The organism is Leuconostoc garlicum, from assembly GCF_001998805.1.
GTDB classification, from domain to species: Bacteria; Bacillota; Bacilli; order Lactobacillales; family Lactobacillaceae; genus Leuconostoc; species Leuconostoc lactis.
This window is the reverse complement of record NZ_CP016329.1, coordinates 877,501-892,343: the sequence shown is the minus strand read 5'-3', so window position 1 is coordinate 892,343 and position 14,843 is coordinate 877,501. Positions and strand designations below refer to the sequence as shown.

Here is a 14,843-nt window from a genome sequence, read left to right as displayed (position 1 = left end):
TACATTTTTAATACATCATCAAAACCCGTTATTTTAGGCATCCAACACGGCAATAGCCACAAAAAAAATGCCGTCAACACGGCATTTTAATATTATTTTTCAATATCACCGTCGCCCAAATCATCAAGATCATTTGTGCCGGCTAATTCTGTTAAGTTATCATCAATTGATTCATCGTCACCAACAATAATGTCTGTTTCGTCATCATCGTCTTCAACTTCAATTTCAGCGTCGTCAACATCCACGTCGACTTCTTCTTCAGCAACTTCACCAAAGTCTTCGTCTTCAGGATCGTCATCGTTATAATCGATCACATCATCGTCTGCTGCTGAGTCCGCAAAGACGTTAACCTTCTTTGCAACCTTCTTACGCTTTGGTGTGTCATCGTCATCATCCATTTCATGGATTGATTCGTCAATGGCATCAACTGGATACCAGGCACGCAAGCCCCATTCATTGTTACCAAGTGAGATGAATGAGCCATCTGTATTTAAGTCGGTATAAAATTGTGAGAGACGTGACCGGAACGTCTCCGCATCAACTGCCAAAAAGTCCTGAATTTCTTGAACCAGTGAGCTAAATGGCATAACTGTCTTGTGCTCTGCCAAAATTGCAGTTGCAATTTCAACCAATGCTAATTCTTCTTTTGGGTGATTGCCTAATTGTGTGAGTGCCATAGTGCACGTCCTTTCGAGTTTCTAACTAATTAAGTTTACTAGATTTGGCTTGGAATTGCAACCGTAACGCGTATTCGCCAACAATCTGGTCATTGGCAATGAGCTGATAGTCAATTGCAATTTTGCCTTGTGCCTTTTCCGAGTCGATTGCTGTCTGTAACTGCGTCGTATAAGTGGCCAAATGCATTTGCCCCGCCGGTGTTTGATAGAAAGCGGGCACCTGTTGCTCCAGCACAAAAACCAGTTGAGTTTGTTGTCCGTCACCTGTTCGGTGCAAGTGGACACTGTCTGGTTCAAATTTAAACCGTACTTTGGTTTGTTGTTCTGCAATGGTTTCCGTATAACGTAAGTAAACATGGTCATTTTTAACCAACAACTCCCCCTCGGTGTCAAAATTAAACGTCTCGACGTCGTCATCTTGACGAACAGTTGTTGTTAATGATAATTGCACCATTTGTTTTTGTGTTTGTGACATAGTTCCCCCCTTAGACTCAGGTCATACGACACATTAGCCTATTCTGTGTCAGCCGACGGTTGTGTGACACATCTGATAATCCGCCGACATTTTTCATTCATTTCGTTAATTATCTATTATAATATAAGAAAGGTCAAAAGGGACAAATGATGTTAACAGATAAATTACACAACGAGAAGGTCCTACGCGACCCCATCCACAAATTCATTCACATTCAAGATCGTGTGATCCTTGATCTCATTAATACGACTGAATTTCAACGCTTACGCCGAATTCAACAGCTTGGGATTACCAGCGCTGTTTTTCACGGTGCCGAACATTCACGTTTTGGCCATTCTGTTGGTGCCTATGAAATTGCCCGTCGAATTACCGAGCATTTTGAGCAATATTATGCGTCCACTTCACCAGAAGATGGCCTCTGGGATACCAACGAACGGCTCGTGACGTTATCTGCCGCCCTATTGCACGATATTGGACATGGTGCTTTTTCCCACACTTTCGAACATCTTTTTAACACCGATCATGAGGCGATGACCCAAGCTATTATTACCGGTGACAGTGAGATTCATACCGTATTGGCCAGTGTCTCCCCTGATTTTCCCAATAAAGTGGCCAGTGTCATCGCTAAAACTTATCATAATCCACAAGTCGTCCAACTGATTTCCAGTCAGCTTGACGTCGATCGCATGGATTATCTCCTACGCGATGCTTACTATACTGGGACAAAATATGGTGAATTCGATATTGACCGCATTCTACGCACGATGAAACCAACCCCAACAGGGATTGGCTTTGATATTGCTGGGATGCATGCGGTGGAAGATTATGTCGTGAGTCGCTATCAAATGTATCTGCAAGTTTATTTCCATCCCGTATCACGTGGAATGGAAGTTTTGCTGGAACATTTACTGCGGCGCGCACAAGAACTTTACCGCACCGAATCGAGTCAAAATACCAGCACGTTTGGCCCCTTACTCACGCCATTATTTAACGGTGAACAATTATCGACCGCCGACTATTTACGCCTAGATGATCATGTTTTTATGGCTTACATTGCGATATGGCGCGATCACCCAGATAAGATTTTATCTGATTTATCCCGTCGTTTCCTCGATCGTCGACCGTTAAAGTCGATTGTTATTGACGATAATACCGCACCACTTTTAGAAGAATTGGAACAATTAGTGGCCTTTACTGGTTACAATCCAGTTTATTACACGGCTAGAAATGACGCCTATGATCTTCCTTATGATGACTATAAGCCGAATGTGGCTAAGCCGCGAACACAGATTGAATTTATTTTAGATGACGGCTCACACCGTGAATTGTCAGAGTTATCCCCCTTAGTTGCTGCCATCAAGGGGAAAGCATCATTAGATCAGCGGTTCTTCTTCCCAAAAGACATGTTAAGCATCGAACCAGATGATTTGTTTGCGGACACCTTTAAAACTTTTCGCAGCTATATCCATAATAATGCCTTAACAATCCCTAATCCGGAAAGTTAACCTGTCAAACGTGCCAATTGCCTAATTTGCACGTTTTTTAGCATCGACCAGCACACCTTGATTACTTTAAAACCTTGGAGATTGCCTATGAATACACTGACTGTTGTATCTCTGTTACTGATTGGCATTATCAGTACCAATATGATTAAACAATTTATACCCAAACTGCCAGAAACGTTTATTTTTATTTTAGTTGGGATTGGCTTATCTTTTACCCCAACATTTCATCATTTTGAACTCGAACCAGAATTTTTTATGTTGGTGGTGATTGCCCCGCTGATGTTTTTAGATGGCCAACAGCAATCTTTTGCTGTCATTAAAAAACGCTTTCGAATGATTTTTACCCTGTCTGTCTTGTTGGCGGCCGTTTCTGCGATTGCCGTCGGTTTCCTCTCTAGCTGGATTGAATCCGCATGGCCGTTGCCACTAGCTATCGCTTTAGCAGCCATCGTTGTCCCAACGGACGCTGTGGCCGTTAAATCACTTACCGCTGGAACAGAAATGCCAACTGGTGTTAACAATGCCTTAGAACTCGAATCATTATTTAACGACGCCACTGGTTTGGTCATCTTAGATCTCGCCCTATCTGTTTTAAAAAATGGCCATTTATCCTTATTTGAGGGTCTCGCGCACTTTGTTTTTGTCGCCGGTGGTGGGGTCATTATCGGTATTATTGGTGGTTTTGCGATTGTTTGGGTCCGCAGCAACATTACTTTCCGCACACTCAACCCTGACACAACCGTTATCACAATTAGCTTACTGACACCTTTTGCCATTTATTTATTAGCTGAAAGTGCCCAAACATCCGGTATTTTAGCAGTTGTGGCAACGGGTATTGTCCATAATTGGGAATCACGGAAGCTCAAGCTAACATCAACTAACGTGCAATTAACACAGACCACAATTTGGCAAATGATTGCCACTTTGCTTAATGCCGTTGTCTTTTTGTTATTGGGTATTGCTTTGCCAACTGTTTGGCAAGAAATCACAGCAATTGGCTTTGTCGCCACATTGCAACTTATTGGGTTAGCCATTTTGATCTATCTGTTGATGTTTGCGGTCCACTTTATCTGGGCAACCTATCAAAAACAAGGCCAAGCAAAGGACTTTTTTGGCCCACAACACACTAAAACGCACACATTCAACGCGCGTGTTTTTGCTACCAGTGGTGTCCACGGTACCGTGACTTTGGCAATGGCCTTCTCCCTACCGCATATAATTGGGCAACAGCCGTTTCCTTTTCGCGAACAGTTAATTATTGTAGCGACTATAGTCATCTTGCTCAGTATGATCGTCTCGGCAGTGGCATTACCACTGATGTTACCCAAAAAGCAAGTAACCTACACGCAGCAACAACTCATAGCAACGCGTAATGCCATGGTTGATTTTGCCATTTTACAGATCAGACAACAAATGACTGATCAACAAGCCCGTGAAACGGTAACGAACTATCTGCAATCACAAAAAGGTTGGCACGCTACCGAAGACAAACAGACCGTGACAGCCGCCTACCAGACCTTATTTAGTCAAACACAAGCCTTTATTGCCAACTATCTTCAAAGCCAACCAGTTGGCAATGGCAACGATTGCAGGTACACTTCTTAAAAACACACCCAGCAGCGCAACAAACAGCCGATAACCCACAACATGCCGCTTGGCAAGCACTCATCACCGATTTACTTGCCTTAAATGATGCGGTTGACACTGCTGTCAATGCCCATTTGGATGATATCTTACAGGCCCGTGTCGACCAAAAGCAGGATACCCATGATATTCATCTCGTCCGCCGTGCGTTTAATCACTATTTTGCCCGCGTGCGTCGCGATTATGACACCAGTCAACCACCTGTTGATAGTCAATGGTATATCCAAGCTTTCCAGGCAGAATACTCGTTTGTTCAACAGCAAGTCGCAACGGATAAAATTCCAGTTGCTTTAGCAACTGCACTGTATACTGAAATTAACCAGGCACAATCACTCCAGTTGCAACAAACACAACTCGAAGCATAAAAAAACACGCCATGTGTTGTCACATGGCGTGTTTTTTTATTCTGATGTCGCTAACCACGTTGTCAACCAGTCTGACAACGTCGTGGCCGCATGCTGACCTGGTAACCAAATCAAGCCAGGAATTTGATGCCGCAAATAAGTCAATTGGCGTTTTGCATAACGGCGCGAATCTTGTTGCATTTGCGCAGTGGCTTCCGCGAGTGTCACATCCCCAGTTAAATACGGGAAGAATTCTTTATACCCAATGGTTTTACCAGCTTGAATGGTTTCACCACCCGCCGCTAAAATCCGGTTAGCCTCATCAAGCACCCCTGCTGCTAACATTTTCTCGGCGCGGGCGTTGATCCGCTCATACAAAACCTCACGTGGCCAATCCAACCCCACCACGAAGGCCTCATAGTTTGGTCGTGCTGGTTGCGTATCGTGTTTGCCATGCCGTGCAATTTGGATAGCACGAATAACGCGTTGTTTATTGTTTAAATCAACCCGTTCAGCCAACGATTGATCTAATGCCCGCAAAGTCGCGACTAAGTCAGGTAACGCCTCAGCTTGTAAGGCAGCCACTTCCGTCGCATCACTCGCCACATACTCTAGTGGTTGCGCGCCAAGTAATGCTTTCACATAAAATCCGGTACCACCAGCAATAATCGGTAATTTCCCCCGTGACACAATATCAGCAATCGCTTGGTCCGCTTGCGCCACGAAATCCGCTACTGAAAAGTTAGCTGTCATATCAACAATATCAATTAAATGATGCGGCACCAATGCTTGCTCCTCTGGACTCACCTTCGCTGTCCCCACATCTAACGTCCGATAAATTTGCATGGCGTCAGCGGAAATAATTTCACCATTAAATTGTTGCGCCATTTTAATGGCCAAATCACTTTTACCAGAAGCGGTTGGCCCTGCAATTACGACAATTTTAGTCATGCTGCCCTCCTTGCATTTCTTGACGAATGCGCGTCGCCAGCGCCACGTTATTGGTAATCAAACCCCGTAGCCCCGCTTTAAACACTCGGCGCATATCAGCTTCGTTGTCCACAGTCCAAACACGGGTATGCCAATTTGAGCGCCAAAAAATTTTCGGCTTATGCTTTAAAATACGCATATCGACATGGACATAATCAAAGACCCCACGCCATTTTAACCAATAGACCTTATAGCCGCCCCATACCGCTAGCGCTGCGATATCAGCTGTTGGCGCTAACCGACGAATGGTCTTTAGGGTCTCCAAGTTAAAACTTTGATAAATAATTGGATAACTTGGCTTAAACTCAGCCACCAACGCTAAAATATCAGCCTCAATACCTGGATAGTCCTGATGATCTGTCTTAATTTCAATCAGTAACGTTTTAGCAAAATGTTGTGCTTGCAAAAACGTTAAAAATTCCGCAAAAGTTGGCACCGTCACGCCGGGCATTTTGGGGTCTTTATATTGGCCAGCATCTAACGCTTTAATCTCAGCTAAAGTCAGGTCTTTGACAAGACCAGTCCCGTTCGTTGTGCGATCAACCGTTTCGTCATGAATCACGACAAGGTGGCCATCTTTGGTCCGATGCAAATCCATTTCGAGCATATCAATGTCATACGCCAAGGCTGCTTCAAACGCTGGTAATGTATTTTCAGGGGCCACCGCGCGATAACCGCGATGCGCAATAATTTGTGTTTGTTTTGTCATAATTTTTATTATACTAAATCCATTTACAAATAAGGCAAAATAGTTGATAATAGACTTTAGAAAAACGTAAGAAAAGAGAGGGATTATGAAGTCATTTAAGTCAGGCGTTATCGTTGGTATTATTGGATCAGCCCTTGTTGCTGCTGCTTCTGCACTTGGGTATCGCCAAACAGTTATCAAGCCAGCCGAAGAAGCTGAAGCACAACACGAAGAAGTGTCAAAGCAAGCTATTCGTCGCAGCATCGCGGCACATCAATCACGCTTTTAAAACCAATCAGCCATTAACGGCTGATTTTTTTATTTGCTTAATTGCTAACCATTGATTATGCAAGCAAAAATATAACCGATCACTCACAAAAAGGATTAGCACATCAGCTAATCCTTTTTTCATGACCAACAGACGTCACGTTGTCAACTTCGACAGACGTTTCATCAACTTAATCGTGTCCCGCCACCCAATTATTAATCTGATTGACGAGTTCTCGTGGCTGCGCGACACCAATTACTAAGCGGGTGTAACATTCATCTTTGAGCTGAATCACAACTGGTTCACTTGTTTGTTTAATGTTAAAAAACGTCTCTTCGCCTGTTTTACGAAAAGTCCCCGCCCAATAGCCCGGAATAGCTGTCCCGGGCATACGTAGCCCTTTCTTTTCCTTTAGGATGCCCGCATCAATCGAAGCGCCCACCACATGCGCCTTTGGTACACGTACGGCTTCTTTTAACGCAGCAATTTTTGTTATCCCAACTGGTGTCACGACTAACATATCTGCTGTTAATTCAACTGTGTTTTCCATCTGGTAATGCCTCCTTTAAAATACCACTTTGATTCAATAGTTGTTGCCCTAACTGTGCGAGAACTGTTGTCGCCTCTTGTTCGCGATACCATTCTTGGATCAACGTCCGAACGGCTGTGCTTGTTTGGGTTAATTCTAATAATGCTACTAAAATCAAACGCCAAGTTAATTCTGATTGTGGCTGTTTGGCTAACCCTGCTGTCAGGCACGCAATAAACATTTCCTGTTTACTACCAAATGCGCGATATAAGCTGCCTCGTAAGACACCCGTTGCGGCCACTAAATCATCCAGTGCGGTCCCTGCGTAGCCAAAGCGCGCAAAAACTTGGCTCATCTGTAACATAACGACATCGTGATCAAAACTTGTTTTTCTTCCCATGCCTTGATTATAGTTTTTGTTGACTAATTAGTCAACAAAAAACAACCACCTTTATGGCCGTTGCTTTTTTATAAACGCTTTAAGAAGGTCAAAACGGCATCATTAAACGTCGCTGGATCTTCGATATGGGGGATATGGCCGGCTTCAGGTAGAATGACGTATTGCCCATGCGCCGTCATTTGTGCTAACACTTTGGCATGTTCAGCTGGCCATAATGGTGACTGGCCACCCGCAATAAACAAGTGTGGCACCGCTTCACGCCGCAAAACATCCCGCCAATCTTGCACCGCACTATTTAGTAATAACGGGGCATTGAAATTGAAATCAAATGGTTGGAAATGTTGCCCAATGGCACGTTTGATGTCAGCCGAGAGCTTCATGTTGGTCAATTTGGTGACGGGTAATTGGGTCAAGGCCGCCTGCAAATGTTGCACATCAGCCCCTAACAAACCATACGGCCAATCTGCTGTCTGAATCATTTTGGGAATTTGATCTTCAGTGATCACGGCCCGAATGTCAGCATCCCCGAATAGTGACAAATACGCCCAAATTGTGCTGGCGCCCATCGAATGCCCTAATAAAATGGGTTGTTTGAGTGCCAAGGCTGAGATAATCGTGGCGAGATCCATCCCGTGACGCGATAGCCGCATGCCGTAAGCCACTTGATCACTCTGCCCATGATTGCGGCGGTCATAAGTAATCACTTGATACCCGGCTGCTACGAATGCCGGAATTTGTGCTGTCCACGTTGCTTGGTTGCCAGAATAGCCAGCAATTAAAATAATGGGCTGGCCAATTCCATGAACGTGATAGGCTAATTGTACGTTGTCGTTTGTTGTAATATGAGCCATAACTCTCCTAGAATTAAAATGACGTTGCCAAGTGTTGGCAACGTCATTTGCTGCTTATGTCAGTATTGCATGTTAAATGTGAATGGGTAACCCATCTGCCAATTCAGCGGTATCCATAATCGCCTCACCCAAGGTTGGATGTGGGTGAATCGTCAATGAAATATCTTGTGTGGTCAGGCCATTTTCAATGGCCAAAGCCAACTCTGAAATCAAATCCGAAGCACTTGGTCCAACAATTTGCGCCCCTAACACTGCATTGGTGGTCTTATCACTGATTAAGCGGATGAACCCCGCCGTTTCTCCCATTGAAATGGCACGACCATTGGCCGCAAAGGGGAATTTGGACACTTTAACGTCCAATTGGTTGGCTTGGGCTGATTCTGGTGTCTCGCCAACAGTTGCCATCTCGACTTGCGTATACGCAACGGCTGGTAACCCATAATGCAGGTCGTGTGCTTGCGGATCCCCCGCAATCGCTGCAGCAGCAATCTTACCCTGGAAGCTCGCCTTATGGGCCAGTTGTGGCCCTGCAGTCACATCCCCAATGGCATAAATATGCGGCACGCTCGTCTGCATGTTATCCGCAATTTCAATCAATCCACGATCTGTGAGTTTCACATCCGTGTTGTTTAAGCCCAACGTGTCCGTGTTTGCCCGACGGCCAACCGCCACGAGTAGATAATCACCTGTAACCGTGTGTTTTTCACCAGCCACCGTGTACGTCAGAGACACCTCATCATCAGTTTGTGTGGCCGACTTGGCTTGTGCGTCAGTGACGATAACGCCCCCTTTTTGCTTAAAGTCAGCCAAAACTGGTCGTGTCATTTCGGCATCAAACCCATTGAGGGTATGATCTAGTCCTTCAATGATTGTGACTTGTGCACCAAGGTTGGCATAGGCGCCACCTAACTCAGAACCAATGACACCGCCACCGACAATAATTAAACGCTTAGGCACTTCAGGTAAACTTAAGGCACCTGTTGAATCAATAATGCGCCCGCCAAATGGCATACTTGGAATGGCGACCGGACGTGACCCAGTCGCAATAATGGCATTATTGAATTGTAATAATTCATGGCCATCTTCTTGCACCACGTTTAACGTTTCATTATCGGTAAAAGTCGCTTCCCCGTGGACAATTTCTACCTGATGCTTTTTCAACAACATCGCCACCCCACTTGTGAGCGTGTTGACGACTTGGTTTTGCTTCCAGTCTTGGGTTTTTTGCCAGTCTAAGGTCGCGCCACTGGTTGTGAGGCCAAACGGTGTGTCTGCCTGGGCTTCTTGGTAGCGATGACCGACATGAATCAAAGCTTTGGATGGAATGCAGCCCACGTTCAAACAAACCCCGCCAATGGCATCACGTTCGATAATGGTCACCTTTTGCCCCAATTCGGCGGCACGAATGGCTGCCACATAACCGCCAGGCCCAGAACCAATCACAACTGTATCAATTTCACGTGCTTGTGCGCCAACAACCATCTTACACCTCCATCAACATATACGCTGGATCGGCCAATAACTGCTTCAAATAATTCAAGGCACTTTGACCTAACATACCATCAATCAACCGGTGATCATAAGTTAAGGACAGCTTCATATTCTGACCGACAACAATCTCCCCAGCCGCATTGACGACTGGCTCCTTAACAATTGAGCCTAAGCCAAGAATCATCACTTCATGGCCATTAATAATGGGTGTGAACCAAGTGCCCCGTGCTGAACCGAGGTTAGAAATCGTCATCGTGCTGCCTTGCATTTGCTTAGGCGAAATCGACCCATCACGCACGGCATCGGCCAAGATGGCAATTTCTTTGGCAATTTGGAAAATCGACTTCCGGTCAGCTTGCGCCACGACTGGTACAAATAAACCAGACGGTGCATTCACCGCAATCCCCATGTTAACCTCATCATGGTAAACAATTTCTTGGGTGGTCATATCCAAACTGGCATTAATTTCTGGGAATTTTTTAGCCGTCGCCGCCAACGCTTTGACCACATAAGACAAGTAAGTCAAATGAATCCCTTGTTCAGCCGCCTGTGCTTTAAACTGTTGACGATGTGCCACCAACTGACTCACCTCAACACTATCAAAATTAGTGACCGCCGGAATCGTTGCGTTCTGGTTGGCCATTGCTTTGGCAATGACCTTCCGGATTGGTGTCATTGGTTGCCGACCTTCATGTAATGGCGCTGATGCAACAGGTCGTTCTGGCTTGTTATCTGCAGGCTTTGGTGGGGTTGTTGCCGCTGGGGCCACAGCAGCCACCGGTGTGGGCGCTGCTGTGGTATCTGCTTGGAAGTTCATGACATCGGTCAAGGTCACATGACCGTGCCGGCCAGTGGCTGGTACTTGCGTGAGATCAATGCCTTTTTCAAACGCCAAATGACGAACTGAAGGCATCGCCAAGACGTGCCCATTCACCGTCTGAACCGTGCTGGTAGCAGGTTCGGGTGTCGACCGTGTTGGCTCAGGTTCAGGTGCAACCGATGCCATTTCAGGTGCTGATTCTGATGTTGCAGTAGTAGCACCTGACGCAGCGCCCCCACTGCCATCCCCATCAAATTCAATCAATGAATCGCCGACGGATACAGTTGCCCCCGCCTCGACAAATAACTTGGTGACTTTCCCCGCATAGGGTGATAAAATTTCTTGAATTAACTTATCATTTTGCACTTCGGCAACGGGATCATCCATGGCAACCGTGTCGCCAACTTTAACCAGCCATAACGTAATATCGCCTTCGGCCATCCCTTCACCAATATCTGGCATTTTAAAAATCTCAGTCATAATTCACAACCTCCATCACTTTGGCCACGACATCATCTGCTTTAATCATCCAATCATTTTCAGCTTGACCAAATGGGTAAACGGAGTCCGGTGCCGCCACCCGACCAATTGGCGCTTTCAAATTCAAGATGAATCGTTCTGAAATTTCACTCATGACGTTGGCGCCAATACCAGCCATCCGTTGCGCTTCTTGGACAACGACCACGCGACCAGTTTTTTGGACTGTGGTACCAATACTTGCAATATCTAGCGGCGAAACGGTCCGTAAATCTAGAACTTCGGCTGAAATATTGTCTTTTGCTAGGGCTTCCGCCGCCTTCAGTGCGACTGGTACCCCGCCACCGTAAGAAATGATTGACACATCAGTCCCCTCACGCGCAATTGCGGCCTGATCAAGTGGCGTCGTGTAGTAACCTTCTGGCACCTCGCCCTTTAATGAACGGTAAAGGTGCAGATTTTCCAAAAAGACCACGGGATCATTGGATTCGATTGCACTGAGCAGTAGGCCTTTAGCATCTGCTGGGTTAGCCGGCATCACGACCCGAATCCCAGGAATTTGGGCCACAATCCCTTCGAGATTATCCGCGTGCATTTCTGGTGTCTTCGTACCACCGCCATAAGGTGCACGAACCACAATTGGCATTTGCTTTGTCCCACCAAAACGGAAACGATTACGAGCCATTTGTCCAGCAATTGAATCCATCACTTCAAACACAAAACCAAAGAATTGAATTTCCATCACTGGGCGATAATTTTGTGTGGTTAAGCCAATGGCAAGACCACCAATCCCTGATTCAGCTAAAGGCGTGTTAAACACCCGATCTTCGCCGTATTTGGCTTGCAAACCATCCGTGGCTCGGAACACCCCACCATTTTTTCCAACATCTTCACCAAAAATGAGGACGTTCTCGTCTTGACCAAGGGCAAGATCCATTGCCTCACGGACAGCATCAATATAACTTTTAATAGCCATTTTACTTTCCCTCACTTTCAAACTTTGCGATTTGTTCCGTCATGGCATAGCTTGGGACTTCAAGTGTATTTTTAATAAAATCAGAAATCTTTTGCTTTGGCACATTATCTGCAATCTTAATTTGCTCATCAATTAAAGCATTGACTTCCGCAATATAGGCCGTTTCCTTAGCCTCATCCCAAATGCCTTGATCGGTCATAAATTGGCGCATCCGAATGAGTGGTTCTTTTGCCCACCAAGCATCAATGTCATCTTGTGTCCGATAACGCAATGGATCGTCACCCGCAGTTGAATGCGGCTCTAAGCGATCTGTCAGCGTTTCAATCAAGACTGGCCCATTACCTGATACTGCCCACTGACGCGCCTCCTTAGCCGCCAAATACACGGCAATTGGATCATTCCCATCAACCACGACACTCGGTACCCCAGCAGCCCAACCTTTGGCCGCCAAATGGGTGGCTGCCGTTTGTAACCCACGTGGTGTTGAAATGGCGTAGCCATTATTTTGAATAAAGAAGACGGCATTGGCTTGATAGGCGCCAGCAAAATTGACCCCTTCGTAAAAGTCACCTTGTGACGAACCGCCATCACCCGTATAGGCATAGGCGACCGCGTCTTTTTGTCGCTTTTTGAGACCTAAACCAATTCCAGCTGCTTCAACGTATTGCGCGCCGATAATAATTTGTGGCATCCAAGCATTGACGGGTTGCTCATCTGCCGTTGTGAACACATTACCTAATACATGACCACGTGACCAAAGAATCGCTTTCCAAATCGGCCACCCTTTCACAATAATTTGTGGAATATCACGATAACCTGGCATAAGCCAATCATTATCATTAAAGGCATAAGAAGATGCCATTTGTGAGGCTTCTTGGCCAGCTGTTGGCGCAAAGAAGCCAAAGCGCCCTTGTTTAGCAAGCTTGGTTGACCGAATATCCAACTGTCGGCTCAACAACATCCGCTGCATGATTTGGACTAAGTCTTCCGATGACAGGTCTGCACGCGCTAAACCAGCTTCATCAACAATCTCACCCGCAGGATTTAAAATCTGCAGCGTTGGAAATGTCTCATCCTGTAGCGCTAATTGGCCACTAAAGTCCAAAATTTTCTCATTTGTTACTGTGATATCAGACATGCGTTTCTACCTCATCTTTCTGAAAAAATACTGCCAAAAGTTCATCGTTCGTGATCGTGCCAAAGTACTGGCCATCTTGATTTGCTAATAACACGCCAGTCACTGCAGTCTTGGTAAACGGTAAGCCAATAAATTGTGGTTTCATCTCACGCCAATCACGCACACCCAAAAAGTCACCCGTGAAATCAATATCAGTGATTTTGCCATCAACCGCATTAACATGTACGTCGATGCTGCCACCTTGATATTTCGCATGGTTGTGATACATAAAATCCGGACTTTGTCCATAATTCCATGACCACTGCGCAAACTGTTGATCACGTAAGGCTAAAATCGCCGTTTTTTGTGTGTCGGTTAACTGATATTCCCCGTCTCGCCCTTCATTAGTGAGATAATAGCGTAATTGTGCGATAAATTCATCGATGGTCAAATTATCAGGAGCATAATCCTTAATATTACCCACTCGTGCGCGAACTGACTTTGCTGCTTTCGACATAAACTTTTCGTCAGCCACGTTTAACGACCTTACCATCGCATCCACATCGGTATCCCACAACAATGTGCCATGATGCATTAAATAACCACCCGCATAGCGCTGCGCATTACCAGACACTTTCTTGCCATCAATCTCCAAATCATTACGACCCGAAATGGTCACGTCAATGCCAACTGCTGCTAGAGCATCTGCCATTGGTTGCACAAATTGATGAAAATCAACGCTGGCACTACTAACCACCGGTACAAAAAAAGTAAAGCAAATGTTCCCTAAATCATGATAAACTGCCCCACCACCAGAAACGCGTCTGACAACTTGCACATCATTTTCAGTGACATAGTCAGCGTTCACTTCAGAAAACGTATTTTGATTTTCACCGACAATGACGGCCCGTTGATTTTGCCACAAAGCAAAAACCGGTTCGGTTGGTTTTAAATGCTTTAATAACCACGCATCCATGGCAATGTTTGTGTAGGCATCATGGTTAAAGTAGTTAATGTATTGCATGATTTTCTCCTTTTTTGTAACCGCTTACATTTTTCATTATACACTTCTTCTTTAAAATTTAAAGCTATCAACATTTTAGTTGCCCATAAAAAAAAGGTTGTGATACATCATCTGTATCACAACCCTTTTGAGGTGATTATTTAATTTATTTTCTTCCCAGTATATTGTGAGAAGCCCCCACGCAAAATAAACATACGATTTTTTTGATACCCTTGCTTCTTCAAAATTTTGCTGACGCGTGTCACTTCACGCAAACGATCATCATAAAGAAAAATATCACGATCATGACGCAAACCAGATTTCCCTTGTGAAAAGTTCATCGCTGGAATGTTACGTGCGCCCATAATGTGTGAGCGCTTATAGGCAGCAGGTTCACGCACGTCGATAATTTGTGCATTTTCATTGGCTAGCTTGTCCGCAAATGCTTCTGGCTTGAGCAGTGTCGCACTCGATTTTGCTGACAAAATAACCCATAGCCAGCTACCAAAGGCAATTAAAATCCACGCAAGAATAACGGTTAGAACTGTTCCTAATATACTCATTTTTTACCTCTTCTAATAAAGTCAA

Annotated in this window: 17 protein-coding genes; 4 read left to right on the top strand and 13 right to left on the bottom strand. The window is 45.2% G+C overall.

Annotated elements, in window-relative coordinates:
* Positions 1 to 92: 92 nt before the first annotated feature.
* Both rpoE and A9176_RS04615 read right to left on the bottom strand, forming a co-directional pair.
* On the bottom strand, positions 93 to 677 hold the full coding sequence (rpoE, locus tag A9176_RS04620) for a DNA-directed RNA polymerase subunit delta (RefSeq protein ID WP_029509048.1): 585 nt from the start codon (positions 675 to 677) through the stop codon (positions 93 to 95).
* Between the two features lie 25 nt (positions 678 to 702).
* Entirely contained in the window at positions 703 to 1,152 is a 450-nt protein-coding gene (locus tag A9176_RS04615; RefSeq protein WP_077282271.1) for a DUF1934 domain-containing protein, read from the bottom strand.
* Between the two features lie 149 nt (positions 1,153 to 1,301).
* Between A9176_RS04615 and A9176_RS04610 the strand changes: the two genes are divergently transcribed.
* The 3 genes from A9176_RS04610 to A9176_RS08895 all read left to right on the top strand — a co-directional run bounded on the left by A9176_RS04610 (position 1,302) and on the right by A9176_RS08895 (position 4,666).
* Positions 1,302 to 2,657 (top strand): HD domain-containing protein, encoded by a 1,356-nt coding sequence (locus A9176_RS04610; RefSeq protein ID WP_077282269.1) that lies wholly within the window; start codon positions 1,302 to 1,304, stop codon positions 2,655 to 2,657.
* An 87-nt stretch (positions 2,658 to 2,744) separates the two neighbouring features.
* Complete coding sequence (locus A9176_RS04605) at positions 2,745 to 4,262, top strand: cation:proton antiporter (RefSeq protein ID WP_242943198.1); 1,518 nt, start codon at positions 2,745 to 2,747, stop codon at positions 4,260 to 4,262.
* Positions 4,244 to 4,666: a hypothetical protein gene (locus A9176_RS08895; RefSeq protein WP_242943197.1), complete on the top strand. Its 423-nt coding sequence runs from the start codon at positions 4,244 to 4,246 to the stop codon at positions 4,664 to 4,666. The genes A9176_RS04605 and A9176_RS08895 overlap by 19 nt, the downstream gene beginning before the upstream one ends.
* A 36-nt stretch (positions 4,667 to 4,702) precedes the next feature.
* Here A9176_RS08895 and miaA read toward each other — a convergent pair whose 3' ends face one another.
* Together miaA and A9176_RS04595 are read right to left on the bottom strand one after the other, a co-directional pair.
* A complete protein-coding gene (gene miaA / locus A9176_RS04600) occupies positions 4,703 to 5,596 on the bottom strand; it encodes a tRNA (adenosine(37)-N6)-dimethylallyltransferase MiaA (protein WP_077282267.1) in 894 nt (297 codons plus the stop codon).
* The gene (locus tag A9176_RS04595; RefSeq protein WP_048700138.1) at positions 5,589 to 6,344 is read right to left on the bottom strand and encodes a glycerophosphodiester phosphodiesterase family protein; all 756 of its coding nucleotides are present in this window, start codon (positions 6,342 to 6,344) and stop codon (positions 5,589 to 5,591) included. The genes miaA and A9176_RS04595 overlap by 8 nt, the downstream gene beginning before the upstream one ends.
* An 85-nt stretch (positions 6,345 to 6,429) precedes the next feature.
* Here A9176_RS04595 and A9176_RS04590 point away from each other — a divergent pair, with 85 nt between their 5' ends.
* Complete coding sequence (locus A9176_RS04590; RefSeq protein WP_029509042.1) at positions 6,430 to 6,612, top strand: DUF3042 family protein; 183 nt, start codon at positions 6,430 to 6,432, stop codon at positions 6,610 to 6,612.
* A 169-nt stretch (positions 6,613 to 6,781) separates the two neighbouring features.
* Here the strand turns inward: A9176_RS04590 and A9176_RS04585 are convergent, their stop codons facing one another.
* The 9 genes from A9176_RS04585 to A9176_RS04545 form a co-directional block, all read right to left on the bottom strand.
* Entirely contained in the window at positions 6,782 to 7,141 is a 360-nt protein-coding gene (locus tag A9176_RS04585; RefSeq protein ID WP_077282265.1) for a hypothetical protein, read from the bottom strand.
* Positions 7,125 to 7,520 carry a TetR/AcrR family transcriptional regulator gene (locus tag A9176_RS04580; protein ID WP_077282263.1) on the bottom strand — a complete coding sequence of 132 codons (396 nt, stop codon included), beginning with the start codon at positions 7,518 to 7,520 and terminating at the stop codon, positions 7,125 to 7,127. The genes A9176_RS04585 and A9176_RS04580 overlap by 17 nt, the downstream gene beginning before the upstream one ends.
* Positions 7,521 to 7,588: 68 nt before the next feature.
* The gene (locus A9176_RS04575; protein WP_077282261.1) at positions 7,589 to 8,371 is read right to left on the bottom strand and encodes an alpha/beta fold hydrolase; all 783 of its coding nucleotides are present in this window, start codon (positions 8,369 to 8,371) and stop codon (positions 7,589 to 7,591) included.
* Between the two features lie 72 nt (positions 8,372 to 8,443).
* Positions 8,444 to 9,853 carry a dihydrolipoyl dehydrogenase gene (gene lpdA / locus A9176_RS04570; protein ID WP_077282259.1) on the bottom strand — a complete coding sequence of 470 codons (1,410 nt, stop codon included), beginning with the start codon at positions 9,851 to 9,853 and terminating at the stop codon, positions 8,444 to 8,446.
* Between the two features lies 1 nt (position 9,854).
* Positions 9,855 to 11,162, bottom strand: a complete 1,308-nt coding sequence (locus A9176_RS04565) for a 2-oxo acid dehydrogenase subunit E2 (protein WP_077282257.1) — start codon at positions 11,160 to 11,162, stop codon at positions 9,855 to 9,857.
* On the bottom strand, positions 11,155 to 12,135 hold the full coding sequence (locus A9176_RS04560; protein WP_077282255.1) for an alpha-ketoacid dehydrogenase subunit beta: 981 nt from the start codon (positions 12,133 to 12,135) through the stop codon (positions 11,155 to 11,157). Before A9176_RS04560 ends, A9176_RS04565 begins: the two co-directional genes overlap by 8 nt.
* Position 12,136: 1 nt before the next feature.
* Positions 12,137 to 13,273 (bottom strand): thiamine pyrophosphate-dependent dehydrogenase E1 component subunit alpha, encoded by a 1,137-nt coding sequence (locus A9176_RS04555; RefSeq protein WP_077282253.1) that lies wholly within the window; start codon positions 13,271 to 13,273, stop codon positions 12,137 to 12,139.
* On the bottom strand, positions 13,266 to 14,276 hold the full coding sequence (locus tag A9176_RS04550) for a lipoate--protein ligase (protein WP_077282251.1): 1,011 nt from the start codon (positions 14,274 to 14,276) through the stop codon (positions 13,266 to 13,268). The genes A9176_RS04555 and A9176_RS04550 overlap by 8 nt, the downstream gene beginning before the upstream one ends.
* A gap of 140 nt (positions 14,277 to 14,416) precedes the next feature.
* Positions 14,417 to 14,818 carry a rhodanese-like domain-containing protein gene (locus A9176_RS04545; RefSeq protein ID WP_077282249.1) on the bottom strand — a complete coding sequence of 134 codons (402 nt, stop codon included), beginning with the start codon at positions 14,816 to 14,818 and terminating at the stop codon, positions 14,417 to 14,419.
* Positions 14,819 to 14,843: the final 25 nt, after the last annotated feature.

Coding starts and splice junctions, on each gene's coding strand:
- rpoE (WP_029509048.1), bottom strand. CDS start 677: ATGGCACTCACACAATTAGGCAATCACCCAAAAGAAGAATTAGCATTG.
- A9176_RS04615 (WP_077282271.1), bottom strand. CDS start 1,152: ATGTCACAAACACAAAAACAAATGGTGCAATTATCATTAACAACAACT.
- A9176_RS04610 (WP_077282269.1), top strand. CDS start 1,302: ATGTTAACAGATAAATTACACAACGAGAAGGTCCTACGCGACCCCATC.
- A9176_RS04605 (WP_242943198.1), top strand. CDS start 2,745: ATGAATACACTGACTGTTGTATCTCTGTTACTGATTGGCATTATCAGT.
- miaA (WP_077282267.1), bottom strand. CDS start 5,596: ATGACTAAAATTGTCGTAATTGCAGGGCCAACCGCTTCTGGTAAAAGT.
- A9176_RS04595 (WP_048700138.1), bottom strand. CDS start 6,344: ATGACAAAACAAACACAAATTATTGCGCATCGCGGTTATCGCGCGGTG.
- A9176_RS04590 (WP_029509042.1), top strand. CDS start 6,430: ATGAAGTCATTTAAGTCAGGCGTTATCGTTGGTATTATTGGATCAGCC.
- A9176_RS04585 (WP_077282265.1), bottom strand. CDS start 7,141: ATGGAAAACACAGTTGAATTAACAGCAGATATGTTAGTCGTGACACCA.
- A9176_RS04580 (WP_077282263.1), bottom strand. CDS start 7,520: ATGGGAAGAAAAACAAGTTTTGATCACGATGTCGTTATGTTACAGATG.
- A9176_RS04575 (WP_077282261.1), bottom strand. CDS start 8,371: ATGGCTCATATTACAACAAACGACAACGTACAATTAGCCTATCACGTT.
- lpdA (WP_077282259.1), bottom strand. CDS start 9,853: ATGGTTGTTGGCGCACAAGCACGTGAAATTGATACAGTTGTGATTGGT.
- A9176_RS04565 (WP_077282257.1), bottom strand. CDS start 11,162: ATGACTGAGATTTTTAAAATGCCAGATATTGGTGAAGGGATGGCCGAA.
- A9176_RS04560 (WP_077282255.1), bottom strand. CDS start 12,135: ATGGCTATTAAAAGTTATATTGATGCTGTCCGTGAGGCAATGGATCTT.
- A9176_RS04555 (WP_077282253.1), bottom strand. CDS start 13,273: ATGTCTGATATCACAGTAACAAATGAGAAAATTTTGGACTTTAGTGGC.
- A9176_RS04550 (WP_077282251.1), bottom strand. CDS start 14,276: ATGCAATACATTAACTACTTTAACCATGATGCCTACACAAACATTGCC.
- A9176_RS04545 (WP_077282249.1), bottom strand. CDS start 14,818: ATGAGTATATTAGGAACAGTTCTAACCGTTATTCTTGCGTGGATTTTA.